Here is a 20,446-nt window from a genome sequence, read left to right on the forward strand (position 1 = left end):
CCAATGTCGCGCCGGGGCTGACGTCCCGGCGCGACCGCCCATTCAGAACCCGGTGCTGTAGCGCAGTGCCGCCTGGCGCGCGCCCTCGCCACCAACGCGCTGGTCGAAGCCCAGGCTGAGGCGGCCATTACGGCCCCACCACGACTCCAGCGCCACGCCGAACAGCGCACTGCCGCGCGGCGCGTTCCAGCCCGCCAGCGGCGCCCAGGCATCGACACCAACGAAGCTGGCCTGCCAGTCCGCATCCGCACCATCAAGCCGCTGCTGCCATTCGGCATGCCCACGCAGCGTCCAGCGCCCCCAGCCGCGCTCGCCACGGATGCCGGCCAGCATCTGGCTGCGCTGCGCGCGGTTGGCATCACCACGCAGGCCGAAGCCGAACCCGCCCAGCTCGTTGAAGGCATCGGTATCCACGCGCGTGGTGCTGGCACCCAGGTACGGTGTCAACGACGCACCCGAGCGCCCGAAACGATAACCACCTTCGACGCTGGCACTGCTGAAGCGTCCACCGTAACGTGCGGAAACACCATAGGCACCGGCGCCCAGCAGCAGCTGGCGGTCCAGCGCACGTGTGAACTGGCCGCTGCCGACCTGGGCCAGCGCATAGCCCCGGCCCAGGTTCCAGCCGGCATACAGCTGCGCCTGCGCCTGGCGATCACGCCCACGATCGCCGCCGAAGCTGCTGCCACCATTGCTGCGGGTCTCGCCGAAGGCCACGCCCATCAGCCCATTGCTGCCCAGCGGCAGGTCCTGACCGGCCATCCAACCGCGGCTGTCGGCGGCATTGCCGGCAAAGCTGCCCTGCCCGGCCTCGCCGAGCGCGCTCTGCCAGGCCCCGCGCAGGCGCGGCGCAGCCTGCACGCGATCAAAACGCTCGGCAATCGCACGGCGTGACATGTCGATGCTGTCGAAGGTGGCCGACTCGGCCCGCGCATGCGCCTGCCCGGACAGGCTCTGCAAGCTGGCCTCCAGCCCTTTGCTGCCACCGCCGGTCCACTGCAGCGCACCGGCCGCCGTACCGAAGGCCGAACCCTGCAGCGCCGTATTGCCATCGAGCGCACTGAACGCACCGTCCACGCGTTGCGCAGCGGACTGCGCCGAGGCCGTGAGCCCGGTCGCCGCCGCCGTGACGCTGACCTGGGTCAGGTTCAACCAGGCATTGTTGCTGTCATAGCCATAGCTGCTCTGCAGCAGCGACAGTCCCTGCAGGCCGCTGGAAGTGGCCGGGGCGCTGAAGGTGCCGCTCAGGCCACCGGCGGCGTGGATCAGGTCCTGGCGGCTGCCGTTCTGCGGCACATAGCCGGAGACGAAGCCATGCACGCGCACGCCACCATTGATCGTGGCGTTGCCGGTTACCTGCAGCGCATTGGCACCAAGCGCGATCATCAACTGCGCGCCCGCCTGCTGGGTGTAGTTGCCCTCGATGGTGCCGGTGGTGTTGCCGGTGGTGAGGAACACGCTGCTGCCGTTGACCACGTTGCCGATCACGCGCGGTGTACCGCCATTGAACTGCAGGCCGGTCGAATCCGGATCGGGCTGGCCGAGGATGGTCACGTTGGAACGGATGACACCGCCGTTCTGCAGCGACAGGATGCCGCGCTCGATGCGGGTGGCGCCGCTGTAGCTGTTGTTGCCCGCGAGCACCAGGGTGCCCCCGCCCTGCTTGACCAGTCCGCCGCTGCCGACGATGTCGTTGCTCCACTTCGAGCCTGTCGAAGCCACATCCACGTTGGCGACCACATCGCCCCAATCGAAGCGGCCAGGACCGTTGATCGCACGGCCGATGTCGAGCAGGCCATAGCCGAACACCGCATCCACGCCGGGCGCGCCGATGTCCTTGGCGGTGCCCAGCAGGGTCTGCCGCACCAGGTTGTTGTCGAAGTACGGATAGCGCTGCCAGACCAGCGCGGCGGCGCCGGAGACCAGCGGCGCGGCGAAGGATGTGCCGTAGTTCCAGTAGTAGGTGCTGCCATTGGCGTCCGGATAGACCGCGCTGCCCGGCGCCGCCAGGCAATAGCGCGCGGCCTGGCCACAGGCATTGGCGTAGCTGGCCAGCGTGCCCGGTGCATACGGATCCACGGCGGTCGCCACCAGCCAGCCGCGCTCCAGGTCGGCCGCCGGCAGCGAGCCGGCAACGCCCTGCTGGCTGGGCAGGGCGGCCAGGCTGCTCGGTTCGGTGCGCGCATCGTTGCCGGCCGCGAACACCACCAGGCCGCCATGGTTGATGACGAACGGACGGTACTCGGCCGCTACCTGCGCGGTGGTCGGCAGGTCGGTCCAGTACAGGCCGCCCCACGAATTGTTCATCACCTTCACGTTGTAGCTGATCAGGTCCTGGTGGACCTGCGCCACGCCCAGCGGGCCACTGAAGGAATTGCCCTTGCCGCTGCCGTCATCGACGGGCGGCTTGTCGGCGATGATCCGCGCCGAAACGATCTGCGCACCGGGGGCGATGCCGCCCGGCCAGGATCCCACCGACGCGCCGGCAGCCAGGCTGGCCACCGCCGTGCCGTGGCCCACCACGTCGTCCACCAGCAGGTTGTTGCGCGCCGGATCGATGTAGTTGAGGTTGCCCACCACCCGCCCGTTCAACGCCGCTGCGTTGCGCTGTACGCCCGAGTCGACGATGCCGATGCGCACGCCCTGCCCGGTCAGGCCGGCGGCCTGTGCGGCACGCGCATTGGTCACTGACAGGTGCGCGTCGAAGGCCGGTTCCTGCGGCTTGGCCGGAGGCGGTGTCGTCGGAGGGGGCGTGGTCGGGGGTGTCGGGGTGGTCGGGGGCGGATCGATGCGGACATTGCCGCCGCCTCCGCCGCCGCCACATGCCGTCATTGCCATCGCCAGCGCCGTTGCCAGCGCGGACCTCACCATCATCGTGCGTTCCATCGATTCCTTCCCATGAACGTTGGCCTGCCTACATCCCGGCAGGTGTGCGGTGCCACCCAGCGGCGGCCCTCCCCGACCCTCTATACTTGGGCCGACCCCCACGCAGTCTGCCGGGAAACCGCGTCGCTTCCAACGTCTGCGGTCTCCTTTCCGAACATTGCTTACGCATCAACGAGATTGCCATGTCCAACATCGTCATCGCCGCCGCCAAGCGCACCGCCATCGGCTCCTTCCTCGGCCAGTTCAACGGCGTGCCGACCCCCACCCTCGGCGCGGCCGTCATCGCGGCCGCCCTGGAACAGTCGGGCGTACCGGCCGGCGACGTCTCCGAAGTCCTCATGGGCTGCGTGCTGCCGGCCAACCTCGGCCAGGCGCCCGCCCGCCAGGCGGCGATCGCCGCCGGCATTCCGCTGTCGACCGGTGCCACCACCCTCAACAAGGTGTGCGGTTCGGGAATGAAGACCATCATGCTCGGCCATGACCTGATCAAGGCCGGTTCGGCCAGCATCGTGGTCGCCGGTGGCATGGAATCGATGTCCAACGCCCCGCACCTGCTGCCGAACTCGCGTACCGGCAATCGCTTCGGCAACTTCCAGGCGGTCGACCACATGGCCCACGACGGCCTGGTCAACGCCTACGACGGCAAGGCCATGGGTGAATTCGCCGAATGCGCCGTGGACAAGTACCAGTTCAGCCGCGAGGAGCAGGACGCCTACGCGATCGAATCGGTGAAGCGCGCGCAGGCCGCACAGGCCAACGGTGCGTTCGCCGACGAGATCGTCGCGGTGAAGGTGGCCACCCGCAAGGGTGATGTCGAGGTCGCCACCGACGAACAGCCGGGGCGCTCGGACATCGCCAAGATCCCGACCCTGCGCCCGGCCTTCAAGAAGGACGGCAGCGTCACCGCCGCCAGTTCCTCCAGCATCTCCGACGGCGCCGCCGCAGTGGTCCTGCTGACCGAGGAAGACGCGGCCGCACGTGGCATCACTCCGCTGGCGCGCATCGTCGGCCACGCCACCCATTCGCAGGAACCGGAGTGGTTCACCACCGCCCCGATCGGCGCGATCCACACGCTGCTGGCAAAGACAGGCTGGTCACTGGACCAGATCGACCTGTTCGAAATCAACGAAGCCTTTGCCGTGGTGGCGATGGCACCGATGCGTGAACTGGGCATCCCGCACGACAAGCTCAACGTGAATGGCGGGGCCTGCGCACTGGGCCATCCCATCGGTGCCTCCGGTGCACGCCTGGTGGTGACCCTGGTCAACGCCCTGCGCACGCGCGGTGGCAAGCGCGGCATTGCCACCTTGTGCATCGGTGGCGGCGAAGCAACGGCAATCGCCATCGAATTGATTTAAAAAGATTTAACGACGATTTCGCAAAAATGAATGCGGGATCGCTTGACACCCAATCTTGGCTTGTCATCATGTTGTCGGCGCGCAGCATGCGCGTTGCCTAATTCTAACGACGAGGATTTACACAATGAGCATCAACAAGCTGCTGGTCGCGATGTCCCTGGCTCTGGCCCTGGCCGCCTGCTCGAAGCAGGAAGCTGCCCAGGACGCCGCTGCTTCGGCCAACGAAGCCGCCACCGAAGCCCAGGCTGCTGCCGACCAGGCCGCCGCTGCCGGCGCCCAGACCGCCGACGCTGCCCAGCAGGCTGCCAACACCGCCGCCACCGCTGCTGACGCTGCGACCGATGCTGCTGCCAGCACCGCTGCTGCTGCGACCGACGCTGCTGCTGGCGAAGCCAAGGACGCTGCCAAGGCTGCCGAAGCTACCGCTGAGCAGGCCAAGGACGCTGCTGAAGAAGCCAAGAAGTAATAACTTCTTTCTTCACGCTGTTCTGGAAAAGCCGCTGGTCCGCCAGCGGCTTTTTCTTTGCACCGATGCCACCGCGTACCACTGGCATCGCGACCCCGTCTTCACAACGGCATGAATAGGCTGGCGTCCCCATCCATTGCAGTACCGGAGACCGCCATGAAGATTCGCCCGATCACCACCACCCTGCTGGCCGCCTCCCTGCTGCTGGCCCTGGTCGCCTGCAAGGGCCCGGAAGCCGAACAGGCCAAGCAGGACGCACAGCAGGCCGCTGACAGCGCTGGTGCGGCCGCCCGTGATGCGGTCGACAGGGCAGCAGAAGCCACCCGTGACGCCGCCGACAAGACCGCTGCAGCCTCCGAGCAGGCCGCCGCCGATACCCAGCAGGCACTGGACACGGCCGCAGACGCCACCGCAAACGCTGCTGACAAGGCCAAGGACGCCGCGACCGACGCCGCTGCACACGCCAGCGACGCCACCGCCAACGCCGCGCAGAAGGTGGCCGACAAGGCCCGCGACGTCGCCAATGACGCGAAGGCGAACGCGGCCAAGGAAGAAGCCAAGCACTGAGGCGTACCGCCAGCCGGGCATGGGCTCGGCGCTACAGGAAAAGCCGCGGCACTGCCGCGGCTTTTCTGTTTTTCGCTTTCCGCTTTTTCTGTTGATTCCGTGGTGGACGCGTACGGAAAGTGTCCAAGGACGCGCGGGCAGGTCGCGCAGGGGCGCAAGCGCCATGGATGGCGCGCCCGAGCCTACAAGGACGTATCCACGGCGCCCCTGCGCGACCTACCCGCGCGCCCCACCCACAGTATCGGCGCCCATCACGAGGGGCACCGCCGTTGGCCGCCTCCTACGGCAGCGCGCGCACCAGCATCGCCGACAGATCCACGCCCGCCGGCAGCGTCCCGAACACCAGCCCATGGTTCCCTTCCAGCCGGCTGCGCACGAACGCTTCAGCCATCGGACTGCGCGCACGCAACAGCAGCGCGGCCTGCAACAGCAGCGCGGTGCGCTCGCAGAACAGCCGCGCCTGCGACTCATCCGGTGGTGGCGCCGCTGCCCAACGCTGCAAAGCCGCTGCATAGCGCGCATCACGATCGGCCACCGCCGCCAGTTCAGCGCGCAGCGCCGCCAGCGTCTCCGGCTCCCGCGCCAGCGCACGCAGCACGTCCAGGCACTGGATGTTGCCACTGCCTTCCCAGATCGAATTCAACGGTGCCTGCCGGTACAACCGCGGCAGCATCGATTCCTCCACATAGCCCGCACCGCCCAGGCATTCCTGCGCTTCATTGACGAAGGCCGGCGCGCGCTTGCACAGCCAGTACTTGCCCAGCGCCGTCCCCACCCGTGCCAACGCAGCTTCGTTGGCATCCACGCCGGCCCGATCCACCGCACGTGCGATGCGCATCGACAATACCGTGGCCGCTTCCGACTCCAGTGCCAGGTCGGCCAGCACATTGGCCATCAACGGGTGCTCGACCAGCGGCTTGCCGAACGTGCGGCGATGACGTGCGTGATGCAGGGCCTGCGCCAGCGCCATGCGCATTTCCGCCGCCGCACCCAGCATGCAGTCCAGGCGGGTCATCATCACCATGCCGATGATGGTGGCCACGCCGCGTCCCTCCTCACCCACGCGCCACGCCTGCGCCCCGCAGAACTCGACTTCGCTGGAGGCATTGGCCCAGTCGCCGAGCTTGTCCTTCAAGCGCATCAGCCGGAATGCGTTGCGGTCGCCGTCAGCCAACCGGCGCGGCATCAGCAGGCAGGTCAGCCCGCCCGGCGCCTGCGCCAGCACCAGGAAGCCGTCGCACATCGGCGCGGAAAAGAACCACTTGTGGCCCACCAGGCGATAGCGCTCGCCATCGATCGGTTCGGCGCGCGTGCTGTTGGCGCGCACGTCCGAACCTCCCTGCTTCTCGGTCATGCCCATGCCCAGGGTAATGCCGTCCTTGTCCGTCACCGGCACATCGCGCGGGTCATAGACCGGCGCGGCGGCCTTGCGCGCCCACTCGGCCAGATGCGGCTGCGATTGCAGCACCGCCACTGCCGCATGGGTCATGGTCAATGGGCAGCTGGTGCCCGCTTCGGCCTGGTGGTGCAGATAGCTCAGCGCCGCCCGCGCCACGTGCGCACCCGGCTGCGGCTCGTGCCAGGACAGGCCCGCCACGCCATGTTGCTTCGCTGCGCCCATCAGCTGGTGGTAGGCCGGATGGAACTCCACCGCATCGATGCGGTGGCCCTGCGCATCATGCGTGCGCAGGCGGGGTCGATCGCGGTTCGCGTCGAAGCCAAGCCGGTACAGCTCGTCACCCGCCAGCGCGCCATAGACCGCCAGTCGCGGCACGAAGCTGCCAGCGCCTTCGCGCTGCGCGGCGTCCATCAATGCCATGTCGTCAGTCCACAACTGGCGCCCCGCGAACGGCGGCGGCTGGTTGAGCACCACATGGGTTTCGTACGGCGCGTTGCTGCTGAAGCTGGGTCCACTCATCCGGTCCGTCCTGGCGGCAAGAGGTGTGCGGTTCGATTGTGCCGCATCGCCTGCCAAGCCCGTGTTCAGGCCGATTCTCACCCTGTGCACGAGCGGCCGGCCACAGTGATCACATGGCAGTCAACGACGATCTGGTGGTCCTGCGCCCCGAAGGGCTGTACTGCGCCGCCGGTGATTTCCACATCGATCCCTGGCGACCGGTAGCGCGCGCGGTCATCACCCATGGCCACGGCGATCACGCACGCCCCGGAATGGGCGAATACCACTGCAGCGACGGCAGCCTGCCGATCCTGCGCTGGCGCCTGGGCGATGTGCCGGTGCAGGCGCATGCCGAGGGCGTGCCGTTCCGCCTGGGCCAGGTGCAGGTATCGCTGCACCCGGCCGGCCATGTACTGGGGTCTTCGCAGGTGCGCATCGACGACGGGCAGCAGGTCTGGGTAGCGTCCGGCGACTACAAGCGCCAGCCTGATCCAACCTGTGCGCCATTCGAAGTGGTGCCCTGCGATACCTTCATCACCGAGGCCACCTTCGCCCTGCCGATCTACCGTTGGCCGGACACGCGCACCGTCGCTGCGGAGATCGTGGCGTGGCGCCGCGAATGCGAGCAGCGCGGCGAAGCTGCGATCCTGCTGTGCTATGCACTGGGCAAGGCGCAACGGGTGCTGGCCGAACTGCTGCCGCTGGACGATCGCCCGGCCTGGCTGCACGGTGCCATCGCCAATGGTGTGGCGGTGTACCGGCAGGCCAACGTGCCAATGCTGGAGACGCTTGCGGTGGCCGAGCAGGGTCGCCAGCCGGATGCCGCCGGCCAGTTGATCCTCGCCCCGCCCTCGGCTGCCGGCACACCGTGGATGCGCCGCTTCGGCCGCCACCAGTTGGGCTTCGCCTCGGGCTGGATGCAGCTGCGCGGCAACCGGCGTCGCCGCAACGTCGATCGTGGCTTCGTCATTTCCGATCACGCCGATTGGCCCGCACTGCTGCAGACCATCGAACAGACCGGCGCGCAGCGGGTGATCGCCACCCATGGCAATACCGATGCATTGATTCCCTTCCTGCGCGAGCGCGGCGTGGCGGCCGAAGCCTTCCGCACCGATTTCGGGAGCGAGGAATGAAGGCTTTCGCTGCGCTCTACCAGCGCTTGGACCGCAGCACCGCCACCCTGGACAAGCGCGCAGCGCTGGTCGATTACTTCCGCCAGGCAGGCGCGCATGATGCGGCGTGGGCGCTGTACCTGCTCAGCGGTGGCAAGGTCGGTGGCGCACGCCGGAAGATCGCCGCCAGTGGCGAACTGCGCACCTGGATCGCCGACGAATCGGGGCTGCCACCGTGGCTGGTGGAAGACAGCTATGCGCAGGTCGGTGACCTCGCAGAGACACTGACCCTGCTGCTGGATGATCCACCACAGCCTTCGCCCGACCGCCCGTTGGCCGAATGGATCGAACAGCACCTGCTGGCGGTGGCCAACCAGCCCGAAGCGGTGCGCCGTACGGCGGTCGTCACCGGCTGGCGGCAGCTTTGCAGCGGCGAACGCCTGGTGTTCAACAAGCTGCTGACCGGCGCCTTGCGCGTCGGCGTCTCTCAGCGCCTGGTGCAGCAGGCACTGGCGGAGTGGTCCGGCCTGGACATCGCACGCATCGCCCAGCGCATGCTGGGCGAATGGGTGCCCTCGCCCGGGCTGCTGGGCCAGCTGCTGTCGCCGGATGAGCTGCCACTGGACCGGCAGCAACCCTACCCGTTCTTCCTCGCCTCGCCATTGGAAAGCGATCCTGCCGAGCGCCTTGGCCCTATCGAAGATTGGCTGCTGGAATGGAAGTGGGATGGCATCCGCCTGCAGCTGCTGCGCCGGCGTGGCGAGGTCGCATTGTGGTCACGCGGCGAAGAGCGGCTGGATGGCCGCTTCCCCGAAATCGAACAGGCGGCGATGGCGCTTCCCGATGGCTGCGTACTGGACGGCGAGCTGCTGGCCTGGGACGACGCCACCGACCTGCCGCGTGCATTCACCGCACTGCAGACCCGCATCCAGCGCCGCAAACCCGGTGCGGCCACCCTGCGCAACACGCCGGTGCGCGTGCTCGCCTATGACCTGCTGGAACTCGATGGCGCGGACCTGCGTGAGCATCCGTTGCAGGAACGGCGTGCACGGCTTGCCGAGATCGTCGGTGCCCTGGGTGATGCACGGATCCGGCTGTCACCCGACGTTGCTGCCGAAGACTGGCCGCAGGCTGCAGCGATGCGGGAAATAGCGCGCGAACGCGGCGTGGAAGGGCTGATGCTGAAACGACGTGGCTCGCCCTACCAGGCCGGGCGACGCCGCGGCGACTGGTGGAAATGGAAGGTCGATCCGCTCACCATCGATGCGGTGCTCTTGTATGCGCAGGCTGGCCATGGGCGGCGCAGCACGCTGTATACCGACTACACGTTCGGCGTCTGGGACGGCGACGCGCTGGTACCGGTGGCCAAGGCCTATTCGGGCCTGGATGACAAGGAAATCCTCGCGCTCGACCGCTGGATCCGCGCCAACACCCGCGAGCGCTTCGGACCGGTGCGCAGCGTGCGCGCCGAACAGGTGTTCGAGCTGGGCTTCGAGGCAGTCAACCGCAGCAGCCGGCACAAGTCCGGTATCGCCGTGCGCTTTCCGCGCATCCTGCGCTGGCGCCACGACAAGCCGGCCAGCGAGGCCGATCAGCTGGCCGCCCTGCAGGCGCTGGCGCGATGAACCGCAGCCAGGCCCTGCGCCAGCTGGAAGACTGGTTCGCGTCGAAAGGCTGGCGCTCGCTGCCGTTCCAGCGCGCGATGTGGCGGCACTATCTCGCCGGCGGATCCGGGTTGCTGCACACGCCCACTGGCAGCGGCAAGACACTGGCGATGTTCGGGGGACCGCTGCTGCAGGCCATGATCGCCCCACCGCCCCCGCCCCGGCGCGCAAGCGCGGTGCGCCCACTGCAGGTGCTGTGGGTGACGCCCCTGCGCGCGTTGGCCAGCGACACCGCGCGCGCACTGCAGGCCGTGGTTGATGGGGTGGGGCTTGGATGGCGCGTCGGCCTGCGCAGTGGCGACGCCAGCAACCGCGAACGACGACAGGCGCGCGAGGGCCGCATCGACGTACTGGTCACAACGCCGGAATCGCTGGCGCTGCTGCTGAGCTATCCGGATACGCTGCAGCGCATGCGCCAGCTGCGCTGCGTGGTGGTGGACGAATGGCACGAGCTGCTGGGCAGCAAGCGTGGTGTGCTGCTGCAGTTGAACCTGGCGGTGTTGCGCGAGGCCGCGCCTGCATTGCAGCTATGGGGCCTATCGGCCACGCTGGGAAACCTGCAGGAAGCGCGCGACGTGCTGCTGCCCGGGCAGCCGGATGCACCGATCGTGCAGGGCGTGCGCCCGCGCGCAATCAGCGTGCGCAGCCTGCTGCCGGACCCCGGCGAACGTTTCCCGTGGGCCGGGCATCTCGGCCTGGCGCAGCTGCCACGCGTACTGGAGGCACTGATGCAGGCGCGCAGCAGCCTGCTGTTCACCAACACCCGTGCGCAGGCAGAACTGTGGCACCAGGCGCTGGCGGCGGTCTGGCCGGAAGACCCGGCCACGTTGGCGCTGCACCACGGCTCGCTGGATCCGGCGCTGCGCCAGGAGGTGGAAGACGGGCTGCGCGCGGGCATGCTGCGCTGCGTCGTTGCCACCTCCAGCCTCGACCTCGGCGTGGACTTCCCCGAGGTTGAACAGGTACTGCAGCTGGGCAGCCCGAAGGGCGTGGCGCGCCTGCGCCAACGCGCCGGACGCGCACGCCACCGTCCGGGTGCCAGCGGCTCGATCCTGTGCGTCCCCAGCCATGCGCTGGAGCTGGCCGAGTACGCCGCGGTGCGCCGTGCATTGGCCGAAGGCGTGGTCGAAGCACGCAGGCCACCGACGCTTTCGCTGGATGTGCTGGCCCAGCATGCGGTCAGCCGCGCTCTGGCTGGCGGCTTCGACAGCGCCGCGCTGCTGGCGCAGGTACGGCGTACCCATGCTTTCGCGTCTGTCGGCGACGATCAATGGCAGGCCGTGCTCACGTTCATCGTGCAGGGCGGCCAGGCGCTGGCCCAGTACCCCGATTTCCACAAGGTCGTGCGTGATGCCGATGGGCAGTACCGCATGCACGACCGTCGCCAGGCGCTGCGCCATCGGCTGTCGATCGGCACCATCAGCAGCGATGGCAGCGTGCGCGTGCAGTTCCTGCGCGGCGGTAGCCTGGGCGCCGTGGAAGAACAGTTCGCCAGCCGCCTGCGCCGAGGCGATCGCTTCCAGTTCGCCGGACGCCTGCTGGAGCTGGTGCAGCTGCGCGACATGACCGCCTTCGTGCGGTTGGCACGAGGGCGCGGTGACGGTGTCGTGCCACGCTGGCAGGGCGGCCAGCTGCCGCTGTCGATGCCGCTCGGCCGCGAGCTGGAGTGGGTCCTGTCCGGGGCCGACGACAGTGCCGAATCACGCTGGCTGTCACCCCTGCTGGCACTGCAGCAGCAGTTGTCGTCGCTTCCCGGCCCTGGCCACCTTCTGGTGGAAGAGGTGCGACGCCGCGAAGGCCAGTTCCTGTTCGTCTATCCCTTTGCCGGCCGCCACGTGCATGAGGCGCTGGCCGCCCTGCTGGCGCTGCGCTGCACCCGTCAGCAGCGCAACAGCATCGGCTATGCCGTCAATGACCATGGCCTGGTGCTGGCACCGGCACAGGCAATCGATCTGGACGCGACGCAATGGCGTGCGCTGTTCAGCCCCGATCAGCTGCTCGACGATCTGCGTGCCGCGGTGAACCTGGGCGAGCTGGCGCGCCGCCAGTTCCGTGGCATCGCACGGGTAGCTGGCCTGCTGGTACCCAGCCTGCCCGGCGGCATGCCGCGATCACTGCGCCAGCTGCAGGCCTCGGCGGGCCTGCTCTTCGACGTGCTGCGCGAGCACGATCCTGACCACCTGCTGCTGGCGCTGGCCGAGCACGAGGTGCTGCACGACAGCCTCGACCTGCCCGAGTTACAGCAGGTACTGGCAAGGATCGGCACGCAGATCCTCTCGATGCAGCGTCCGTCGTCACTTACACCACTGGGCTTCCCGTTGTGGGCCGAACGCCTGCGTGGGCAGTTCAGCAACGAGGACTGGCGTACCCGCGTGCAACGCGCGGCCCAGCAGCTGGAGCGCCGCCATGGCCGATGAGCTTCCGCTGCTGCGCGCGGGCGAATCGCTGAGTCTGCTTGGCGCGCGTGCGCTGTACTGGCCCGCGCGGCAGGCGCTGTTGATCGCCGACCTGCACCTGGGCAAGGCCGATGTGTTCCGCCGCGCCGGCATCGCGCTGCCCAGTGGCGGCACTGGCGAAGACCTGCAACGCCTGCAGGAACTGCTGGACCGGCATGCCTGCCGCGAGCTGTGGATCCTGGGCGACATCCTGCATGGGCCGGCGCATCGCGCCGCGTGGCACCAGCAATGGCTGGGATGGCGCGAACGCAATACCGCACTGGACGTGCACGTCCTGCGCGGGAATCATGATCACCAGCTGCCACATGCCCAGCTGCAGGTACAGGTCCACGACGAAGTACGGCTGCAGCCGTTCCTGCTTCGCCATGAGCCGACGCCCGATGCGGAGCTGCATGTGATCGCCGGGCATCTGCATCCGCAGGTCGCCTTGGCGCCGTTGCGACGGCGCTTCCCCGCATTCTGGCTGCGCGAGAGGATGACGGTCCTTCCGGCCTTTTCCGCGTTCACCGCCGGAATCGTGCCTGTTCCCGCTCTCGGCGAACAGATGGTCGCCTGCGTGGAAAACGGCCTGGTGGAACTGCCAGTGGTTTGAATCAGGCCGGACCAATGCCCAGCTGCGGCATCAACTGGAACTCGGGCGTGTCATCTTCGCGTCGCCGCGGCAGGGCCTGGGTTGCCGCCAGCATCTCCTGCGCGCAGGCACGGATGCGTGCGTGGTGCTCCGGCGATGCATGACTGATCAGGCTGCCCACATGGAATTCAAACACGTCCTCCAGTACGTCGGGCTGGTCCTCGTGCAGCATCTGCAACAGTCCGCGCAGCTTGCAGATTTCCGATTCCAGCTCCTCGACCGCGAACAACATGGCGTCCTCCTCTTCAACAACAGGCGGCACGTCCGGGCCGCAACAGGCCGCAACGGCAGCGCCGCCCGGGCCACGCGCGATGTTGATCACGGAAATGAAAACGGGCGACGCGCAATCGCGTGCAATCTACTTCTCGCATATCCACGGTGAGGCAACCGTTAATTCACGTGACGGCGTGCTTCACGCCGTTGCCGCGGCCACGTGCGCGCGAGGTGGTTCGGCGGCGCTGGCCAGCGCGTCGATGAATGCCGGATCCAGCGCAAGCGAACCGAACCAGCCATGCTGGGTACCACTGAGCACGCGCAGCATGTGGCCACGTCCTCCGGGCAGGCGTCCCATCGGGCCGAGCAATACGTCGCGCGCCTTCGCCCAGGCGTCACGATCGGACTGGAACAGCGGCGTCAGCCAACGGCTCCAGCGCTGGTAGACCGCAACGTGCGCCCTGCGCTGCGCCTGGTAGGCCTGCAATGCAGCGGCACCGCCACCATGCGCGCGCACGGCATCACGCAGTGCCAGCGCATCGAGCAGCGCCATGTTCACGCCCTGCCCCAGCTGCGGGCTCATCGCATGTGCGGCATCGCCGGCCAGCACCATGCGGCCGTGATGCCAGCGCGTCATCACAGCGTCACGGTAGACCGCGCGCGCCAGCTGGCCGGCATCATGCAGATGCGCGAAACGCGCACTGGCCTGTGGCCACAGCGCGTGCAGCTCGTCCAGCCAAGGCGCCATGCCATCGGCTTGCCAACGTTCGAAATCCGCGCGTGGCAGGCTCCAGAAGAAACTGAGGCGCGGCGTGTCATCACCGGGCCGCGTACCGACCGGCAGCAGCCCGATCATCTTGCGCGCGGCCACGTAGCGCTGGCGCAGCTCCTGCAGGTGCGGCCAGTCCTCGGCCGGCAGCAGGCACCACAGCGCCCCCCAGGGATACACCCGGTCCAGCCCGGTACCGCCTTCGATCGTGCTGCGCAGTGTCGAGGCGGCACCATCGGCGGCCACCACCAGATCAAACGGGCCATGCATGCGCCCGTCACTGTCGCGCAGGCGGCCCTGCGCGGCATCTACTGCGGCAATGGTGACGCCGGCATGCAGCTGGCCCGCACCCGCACGCGCCGCGTCCAGCAGCGAGAACAGCGCCCCACGCTGCATGCCGAGGCCATGCAGCCGCGCATCCAGGCCGTCATAGCGCATGTCCATCACCGCGCGTTCGCACGGGGTATCGCCATACAGGCGGTGCACCGGCGCGGCATGCGCGCGCACGGCATCAAGCAGGCCCATCTGCCACAGCACCTGCAGGCCGCTGGGTTGCAGCAGGAAGCCGGCGCCAACGGGCCCCGGCGTGGGCACGCGTTCGAAGATCTCCACCTCGTGGCCATCACGGGAGAGCAGGATGGACACTGCCTGTCCGGCGGTGCCGTAGCCGATCACGGCGATACGCAGTCGTTCCTTCATGGCCGCATTGTGCCCGAGCGCAATTCCGGATGACCATCTGCACTCCTGCCCCCGGCAGCACAATCCTTGCCGTGACGCAAAAAAAACCCCGCCGAAGCGGGGTTTTCAACGCACTGTCGAGTGGATCACTCGGCCGGCGTGATGTTCGAAGCCTGGGCACCCTTCGGGCCCTGGGTCACGTCATAGGTGACACGCTGGCCTTCCTGCAGGCTGCGGAAGCCCTTGGAGTTGATGGCGGAGAAGTGCGCGAACACGTCGGCGCTGCCATCCTCCGGCGAGATGAAGCCAAATCCCTTGGCGTCGTTGAACCACTTGACGGTACCGTTCGGCATGGTGATGCGAGACCTTATGCAATGAATGGGTGGTGTACGCTGAACCCGCGCACAAGCTGAGTATGCAAAGCTTGCTCGGGGAAGACAATCACCCCCGCGCCAATTCGCCCACCAGTTCCGGAAGTCCGTTGCTGGCCGCCTGCACATTGGCCAGCACTTCAGCCATCGTAATCTCCTCGCCATCACCACAACCGGCGGCCCAGTTGGCGATGATCGCCAGGCAGGCGTAATCCAGCCCCAGCTCCCGCGCGAGTGCGGCTTCCGGCATGCCGGTCATGCCCACCAGATCGCAACCGTCGCGGCGCATGCGGGCGATTTCGGCGATGGTTTCCAGGCGCGGGCCCTGCGTTGCGCCATAGCAGCCACCGTCATGGACCGTGACACCGGTCACTTTGGCTGCCGCCAGAATCTTGCTGCGCAGCATCGGCGTGTACGGATGGCCGAAATCGACGTGGACCACGTCGGTGCCTTCTTCTTCACAGATCGTGCTGATGCGGCCCCAGGTATAGTCGATGATCTGGTCCGGGCAGGCCAGCACGCGCGGACCAAAGTGTTCGGTGATGCCACCGACCGTGTTCAACGCCAGCACGCGCTGCGCGCCCAGCTGTTGCAGCGCGGCCAGGTTGGCGCGGTAGTTGATCTTGTGCGGCGGCAGCGAATGCCCCTCGCCATGCCGCGCCAGGAACGCCACACGATGGCCGAGCAGCGTGCCCACGCGCACCGGGCCGGACGGGCGGCCGAAACGGGTATCGACCTCGTGGGTCTGCACGTCGTCAAGCTTGGCCAGGTTGTAGACACCGGTACCGCCAATCACGGCCAGGGCGATCTGTTGCATTCGAAGCACTCCATGAAAAGACGAACGCCGGCACCCGAGGATGCCGGCGATGGAAGAAGACGCGCTGTGGGCAGCTACGCCGTTATTCCTTCATCGCGTAGATGGCCGGCACGCAGCGCAGGGTTTCGTTGACGTCCATGCCAAAGCCGAACACGTAGCGGTCCGGCAGCTCGATGCCGGCGTAGTCTGCGGTCACGTCCGGCAGTGCGCGGTCGTGCTTCTTCACGGTCATCGCGGCGATGCGCACGTCGGTCGCGCCCTGTTCCAGGCACCAGGTACGCACGCCCTGCAGGGTGTAGCCCTCGTCAAGGATGTCGTCCACCAGCAGCACGCGGCGGCCGAACAGCGAAGTGGCCGGCTTGTGCTTCCAGACCAGGTCGCCGCCGGTGGTTTCACCGCGGTAACGGGTGGCGTGCAGGTAATCGAACTGCACGTCCTGGCCGCGCGCGCCCAGTTCCAGCGCCAGCTGGCCGGCGAACGGCAGCGCACCGTGCATGATGGACAGGAACAGCGGCACCTCGCCCTTGTAATCGCGCGCGATGGCGTCGGCGATACCAGCGATGGCCTTGTCGATGGTAGGGCGGTCGACCAGCAGGTCAGCCTGCGCCAGGGCCTGGGAAATGGTGAGGTTGGGCATCAGACGGTTCTTCCAAGGGTTTCAAGCAGACGGGATTGGGTATCGCCATGGCGGGCATCGGCCTGCAGGCCGTCCCAGCCAAGCGCGCCGCGGCCGAGCAGGCCCAGCAGCGCAGCAGTATTGAGGGAGCGTCCCTGCACGGCGTGCAGGGCTTCATCGACCAGTTCCGGGTGGCAGACCAGCACGACGTCGCAGCCGGCATCCAGGTGTGCATGCACGCGCGCCGGCACGCCGCCGGCACTGTGCGAGGCGGCCATGCCGATGTCATCGGAGAACACCACGCCGCGGAAGCCGAGTTCGCCGCGCAGGATGTCCTGGATCCAGCGCGGGGAATAGCCGGCCGGCTCAGGCGCCACCTGCGGGTAGATCACGTGCGCCATCATCACCGCGTCGGCACCGGCGGCGATGCCGGCCTGGAACGGGACCAGGTCCTGCGTGCGCAGTTCCTCCAGCGCGCGCGGATCGATCGCGGTATCGACGTGGGTGTCTTCCAGCACGGTGCCGTGGCCGGGGAAATGCTTGAGCGTGGCGGCCATGCCGACCGCATGCATGCCACGCACGTAGGCGGCGGTGAACGCGGCCACCACCTGCGGGTCTTCACTGAAGGCGCGGTTGCCGATGGCGCGGTTGCCACGGCCGAGATCGACCACCGGCGCGAAACTCAGGTCGAGGCCGCTGGCGCGCACCTCGCTGGCCATCAGCCAGGCGTGCTGCTCGGCCAGGGCCAGCGCCCGCTGCGGATCGGTCGCGTACAGCGCGCCGATCTCCTGCAGCGGCGGCAGCGCGCTGTAGCCCTCGCGGAAGCGCTGCACGCGGCCGCCTTCCTGGTCCACGCAGATCAGCTGCGGGCGCGGGGCAGCGGCGCGGATCGCCGCGCTCAGATCGGTCACCTGCTGGCGCGACGCAAAGTTGCGCTTGAACAGCACCACCCCGGCCACGGCATCGTGCTGCAGCCAGTCGCGTTCCTGGGCGGTCAGTTCGGTGCCGGCAACGCCGATCAGCAGCATGGTCGATCTCCACAACACGCGCCCGCATGGCGCAGTGCCGCATTGTCGCAGAACCGGCCGACAGGCGCAGTGGTCAAGGCAAAAGGGAAGCGTGGGGTCAGAGCCCCTGCGGGGGTCTGACCCCGGGGTCGGATCCCCGCAGGGGCTCTGACCGCGATCTGATCAGACCTTGCAGCCGTCCGGGCCGCAGGCCTCGTCGCCGCCCGCCAGGGTGCTCGGGGTGCCCTGTTCGGCCGCGATCTGGCGCAGGGCGTTGGCGAATGCCTCTGGGGGCTGTGCTCCGGAAATGGCCCAGCGGCCGTCGATGACGAAGGTCGGCACCGAGGAAATGCCCAACGCGCGGGCCTCCTCCAGCTTTGCTTCAACTTCGGCCAAGCCTCGGTCGGAGGCCAGCATCTGCGCGATTTCACCCGCGTCGAGGCCGCCTGCCACACCGGCCTTGATCAGCACCGAAGGGTCCGCCAGGTTCTGGCCAAGCTCGAAGTGGGCGCGGAACAGCGCCTCCCCGACCGCATCCTGCACGCCGTGCTGTCCGGCCAGCCACAGCACCCGGTGCGCCGGCAGCGTGGTCACCCGCACCTGGCCCTGGCTGAAATCCATCGGCAGGCCCTCGGCCCGTGCGGTGGTCTGGGTCTGGCCGAGGATCTGCTCGGTACGCTCGACGCCACCGAACTTGCGCACGTAGGCCTCGCGCAGCGGCACCGGGGTGTCGTCCGCGTCCGGATCCAGCTGGAACGGCTGCCAGTGGATATCGAGTTCAGGCGCATTGGCGCCCAGCAACTGCACGCCCTGCTGGAAGCGGTGCTTGCCGATCCAGCACCAGGGGCAGACCACGTCGGAGTAGATGTCGATTCTCATCCCCCCGACATGGGGCCCGCCTCCCTCGAAAAAAGGGGACGGAGGGGATTAAGTCGTTTCCCGCACAAGTGGGGTAAAGGCGACTTAATCCCCTCCGTCCCCTTTCTGGGGTTTCACCATTGTGAATAGGGGCGGCTAGCCAGCGCGACGTTGTAGTAGCGCGCGTCGTCGGTGACTTCGGCGCCCACCCAGTCCGGCAGGTCAATGGCCTGGTCGGCGCTGTCCAGCTCGACTTCGGCCACGACCAGGCCGGCGTTGTCGCCGAGGAATTCGTCCACTTCCCAGGTCAGGCCGGCGTGTTCAACCAGATGGCGACGCTTGTCGATCAGCCCCCCCACGCACAACGCCAGCAGCGCGCGCGCATCGTCCACCGGGATCGGGTAGTCGAACTCCTGGCGGGTATGGCCGATGGTGCGCGACTTCAGGTTCAGGGCCGCATGGTCGCCTTCGATGCGCACGCGCACCGAGGCGTTCTGGGTGCCGCGGTCGAGCGCGCCCATGTCGTTGATGTAGCCCTGCGCCATCGGGATCACCCGATGCGCGGCGGTGCGCCAGCCATCACTGCTGACGAGGAATTTGCGTTCGATTTCGATGCCCATCGCGCCATTATGCGCGATGGGTGATGACAACCTGTCAGCGCTTCTCGAACACCGCGATGCTTTCCACATGCGCGGTGTGCGGGAACATGTCCATGGCGCCGGCACTGACCAGGGTGAAGCCCTGCTCATTGACCAGATAGCCGGCATCGCGGGCCAGCGAGCCCGGGTGGCAGCTGACGTAAACGATGCGCTTGAACTGCTTCAGCGGCAGCTGCTGCAGCACTTCGATCGCGCCCGAGCGCGGCGGGTCCAGCAGCAGCTTGTCGAAGCCCTGGCGCATCCACGGGGTGCTGCGCTGGTCCTGGGTCAGGTCGGCGCTGAAGAACTGCGCGTTGGCCAGGCCATTGCGCTCGGCGTTCTCACGCGCACGCGCGACCAGGCCGGCATCGCCTTCCACGCCGACCACCTCGCGCACGCGGCGCGCCAGCGGCAGGGTGAAGTTGCCCAGGCCACAGAACAGGTCCAGCACGCGCTCGTCGTCCCCCGGTTCCAGCAGGTCCAGGGCGTGGGCGATCATCTTCTCGTTGAGCTTGGCATTGACCTGGATGAAGTCCAGCGGACGGAACGCCAGCTCGACATCCCACGGCGCCAACCGGAACGACAGCGGCACGCCCTGCCCGTCCAGCGGTTGCACCGTGTCCACGCCGCCGGACTGCAGGTAGATCACGAAGCCATGCTGCTGGCCGAAGGCGGCCCAGGCCACGCGGTCGGCATCGCTGAGCGGCTGCAGATGGCGCACGGTCAGGACCACGGCCTGGTCACCGGCGATGAACTCGATCTGCGGGATGTCACGCTTGCCATCGAGTGACTCGATGAAAGTGGACAGCGCCTCGACCTTGGTGCCGATCTCGGGGATCACGGTCAGGCACTGGCTGAGGTCGGCGACGAAGCGCGGATCCTGTTCACGGAAGCCGACCAGTGTCTTGTCCTTCTTCTCGACCCGGCGCACCGAGAAGCGGCCCTTGCGGCGGTAACCCCAGCTTTCTCCGACCAGTGGCGCCAGCACGGTGCCCGGCTTCACATGACCGATCCGCTCCAGGTTGTCCATCAGCACGCGCTGCTTGGCGACGATCTGCTGGTCCTCGTCCAGGTGCTGCAGCACGCAACCGGCGCAGGTACCGAAATGAGGGCACTTGGGGGTCACCCGCTGCGGCGAGGCCTGCAGCACCTCCACGGTGCGCGCCTCGTCGAAATGGCGGCTGCGGGCGGTCTGTTCAGCCATCACCACCTCGCCGGGCAGCGCGCCACTGACGAAGGTGACCTTGCCGCCCTCGCCTTCACGGCGGGCGACACCGCGACCATCATGGCTGAGGTCGAGGATCTCGGTCTGGAATGGGGTACGGTCGGTGCGGGAACGGGATCGGGCCACGTGGCAACAGGCTGCGGGCAAAAATGGGGGCGTATTGTCGCAGATCCTGACCGACGGGGCCGGGACCCGCTTGCGCCCGTGGCCGCCGTGC

The 20,446-nt window shown here is 68.0% G+C and carries 18 protein-coding genes; 7 read left to right on the plus strand and 11 right to left on the minus strand.

Translation table 11 applies throughout. From position 1 onward, the window contains the following. Nucleotides 1–42: 42 nt before the first annotated feature. Complete coding sequence (locus tag B9Y82_RS13125; RefSeq protein ID WP_100473552.1) at nucleotides 43–2,886, minus strand: autotransporter serine protease; 2,844 nt, start codon at nucleotides 2,884–2,886, stop codon at nucleotides 43–45. Between the two features lie 182 nt (nucleotides 2,887–3,068). Between B9Y82_RS13125 and B9Y82_RS13130 the strand changes: the two genes are divergently transcribed. From B9Y82_RS13130 to B9Y82_RS13140, 3 genes are all read left to right on the plus strand, one after another. Beyond that, entirely contained in the window at nucleotides 3,069–4,244 is a 1,176-nt protein-coding gene (locus B9Y82_RS13130; protein ID WP_100473553.1) for a thiolase family protein, read from the plus strand. A 124-nt stretch (nucleotides 4,245–4,368) separates the two neighbouring features. Beyond that, entirely contained in the window at nucleotides 4,369–4,710 is a 342-nt protein-coding gene (locus tag B9Y82_RS13135) for a hypothetical protein (RefSeq protein WP_049413058.1), read from the plus strand. A 156-nt stretch (nucleotides 4,711–4,866) separates the two neighbouring features. After that, nucleotides 4,867–5,277 carry a hypothetical protein gene (locus B9Y82_RS13140; RefSeq protein WP_100473554.1) on the plus strand — a complete coding sequence of 137 codons (411 nt, stop codon included), beginning with the start codon at nucleotides 4,867–4,869 and terminating at the stop codon, nucleotides 5,275–5,277. A gap of 280 nt (nucleotides 5,278–5,557) precedes the next feature. On the opposite strand, the gene B9Y82_RS13145 is transcribed toward B9Y82_RS13140, so the two are convergent. Next, the gene (locus tag B9Y82_RS13145; protein WP_100473555.1) at nucleotides 5,558–7,195 is read right to left on the minus strand and encodes an acyl-CoA dehydrogenase family protein; all 1,638 of its coding nucleotides are present in this window, start codon (nucleotides 7,193–7,195) and stop codon (nucleotides 5,558–5,560) included. 113 nt (nucleotides 7,196–7,308) lie between these two features. Here B9Y82_RS13145 and B9Y82_RS13150 point away from each other — a divergent pair, with 113 nt between their 5' ends. The 4 genes from B9Y82_RS13150 to pdeM are packed head-to-tail and all read left to right on the plus strand — an operon-like array spanning nucleotide 7,309 to nucleotide 12,998. Next, nucleotides 7,309–8,307 (plus strand): ligase-associated DNA damage response exonuclease, encoded by a 999-nt coding sequence (locus tag B9Y82_RS13150; RefSeq protein ID WP_100473556.1) that lies wholly within the window; start codon nucleotides 7,309–7,311, stop codon nucleotides 8,305–8,307. Next, nucleotides 8,304–9,911 carry an ATP-dependent DNA ligase gene (locus tag B9Y82_RS13155; protein WP_100473557.1) on the plus strand — a complete coding sequence of 536 codons (1,608 nt, stop codon included), beginning with the start codon at nucleotides 8,304–8,306 and terminating at the stop codon, nucleotides 9,909–9,911. Before B9Y82_RS13150 ends, B9Y82_RS13155 begins: the two co-directional genes overlap by 4 nt. Then, the gene (locus tag B9Y82_RS13160) at nucleotides 9,908–12,367 is read left to right on the plus strand and encodes a ligase-associated DNA damage response DEXH box helicase (protein ID WP_100473558.1); all 2,460 of its coding nucleotides are present in this window, start codon (nucleotides 9,908–9,910) and stop codon (nucleotides 12,365–12,367) included. The genes B9Y82_RS13155 and B9Y82_RS13160 overlap by 4 nt, the downstream gene beginning before the upstream one ends. Then, on the plus strand, nucleotides 12,357–12,998 hold the full coding sequence (pdeM, locus tag B9Y82_RS13165; protein WP_100473559.1) for a ligase-associated DNA damage response endonuclease PdeM: 642 nt from the start codon (nucleotides 12,357–12,359) through the stop codon (nucleotides 12,996–12,998). Before B9Y82_RS13160 ends, pdeM begins: the two co-directional genes overlap by 11 nt. Before the next feature lies 1 nt (nucleotide 12,999). Here the strand turns inward: pdeM and B9Y82_RS13170 are convergent, their stop codons facing one another. The 9 genes from B9Y82_RS13170 to rlmD all read right to left on the minus strand — a co-directional run bounded on the left by B9Y82_RS13170 (nucleotide 13,000) and on the right by rlmD (nucleotide 20,355). Then, entirely contained in the window at nucleotides 13,000–13,269 is a 270-nt protein-coding gene (locus B9Y82_RS13170) for a hypothetical protein (RefSeq protein ID WP_100473560.1), read from the minus strand. Between the two features lie 180 nt (nucleotides 13,270–13,449). Further along, nucleotides 13,450–14,718 carry an FAD-dependent oxidoreductase gene (locus B9Y82_RS13175; RefSeq protein WP_100473561.1) on the minus strand — a complete coding sequence of 423 codons (1,269 nt, stop codon included), beginning with the start codon at nucleotides 14,716–14,718 and terminating at the stop codon, nucleotides 13,450–13,452. A 125-nt stretch (nucleotides 14,719–14,843) separates the two neighbouring features. Further along, nucleotides 14,844–15,050, minus strand: coding sequence for a cold-shock protein (locus tag B9Y82_RS13180; protein ID WP_005410590.1), 207 nt, complete (start codon nucleotides 15,048–15,050; stop codon nucleotides 14,844–14,846). A gap of 88 nt (nucleotides 15,051–15,138) precedes the next feature. Further along, nucleotides 15,139–15,885 carry an S-methyl-5'-thioinosine phosphorylase gene (locus B9Y82_RS13185; RefSeq protein ID WP_049430529.1) on the minus strand — a complete coding sequence of 249 codons (747 nt, stop codon included), beginning with the start codon at nucleotides 15,883–15,885 and terminating at the stop codon, nucleotides 15,139–15,141. 82 nt (nucleotides 15,886–15,967) lie between these two features. After that, nucleotides 15,968–16,522: a hypoxanthine-guanine phosphoribosyltransferase gene (locus B9Y82_RS13190; protein ID WP_005410592.1), complete on the minus strand. Its 555-nt coding sequence runs from the start codon at nucleotides 16,520–16,522 to the stop codon at nucleotides 15,968–15,970. Next, entirely contained in the window at nucleotides 16,522–17,529 is a 1,008-nt protein-coding gene (gene nagZ, locus B9Y82_RS13195; protein WP_100473562.1) for a beta-N-acetylhexosaminidase, read from the minus strand. Before nagZ ends, B9Y82_RS13190 begins: the two co-directional genes overlap by 1 nt. 162 nt (nucleotides 17,530–17,691) lie before the next feature. Then, nucleotides 17,692–18,387, minus strand: a complete 696-nt coding sequence (locus B9Y82_RS13200) for a DsbA family oxidoreductase (protein WP_100473563.1) — start codon at nucleotides 18,385–18,387, stop codon at nucleotides 17,692–17,694. A gap of 113 nt (nucleotides 18,388–18,500) precedes the next feature. Continuing rightward, nucleotides 18,501–18,986: a CYTH domain-containing protein gene (locus B9Y82_RS13205; RefSeq protein ID WP_100473564.1), complete on the minus strand. Its 486-nt coding sequence runs from the start codon at nucleotides 18,984–18,986 to the stop codon at nucleotides 18,501–18,503. Between the two features lie 34 nt (nucleotides 18,987–19,020). After that, entirely contained in the window at nucleotides 19,021–20,355 is a 1,335-nt protein-coding gene (rlmD, locus tag B9Y82_RS13210; RefSeq protein WP_100473565.1) for a 23S rRNA (uracil(1939)-C(5))-methyltransferase RlmD, read from the minus strand. Nucleotides 20,356–20,446: the final 91 nt, after the last annotated feature.

It is taken from the genome of Stenotrophomonas maltophilia (assembly GCF_002799155.1).
In the GTDB taxonomy this organism is placed as follows: Bacteria; Pseudomonadota; Gammaproteobacteria; order Xanthomonadales; family Xanthomonadaceae; genus Stenotrophomonas; species Stenotrophomonas maltophilia_R.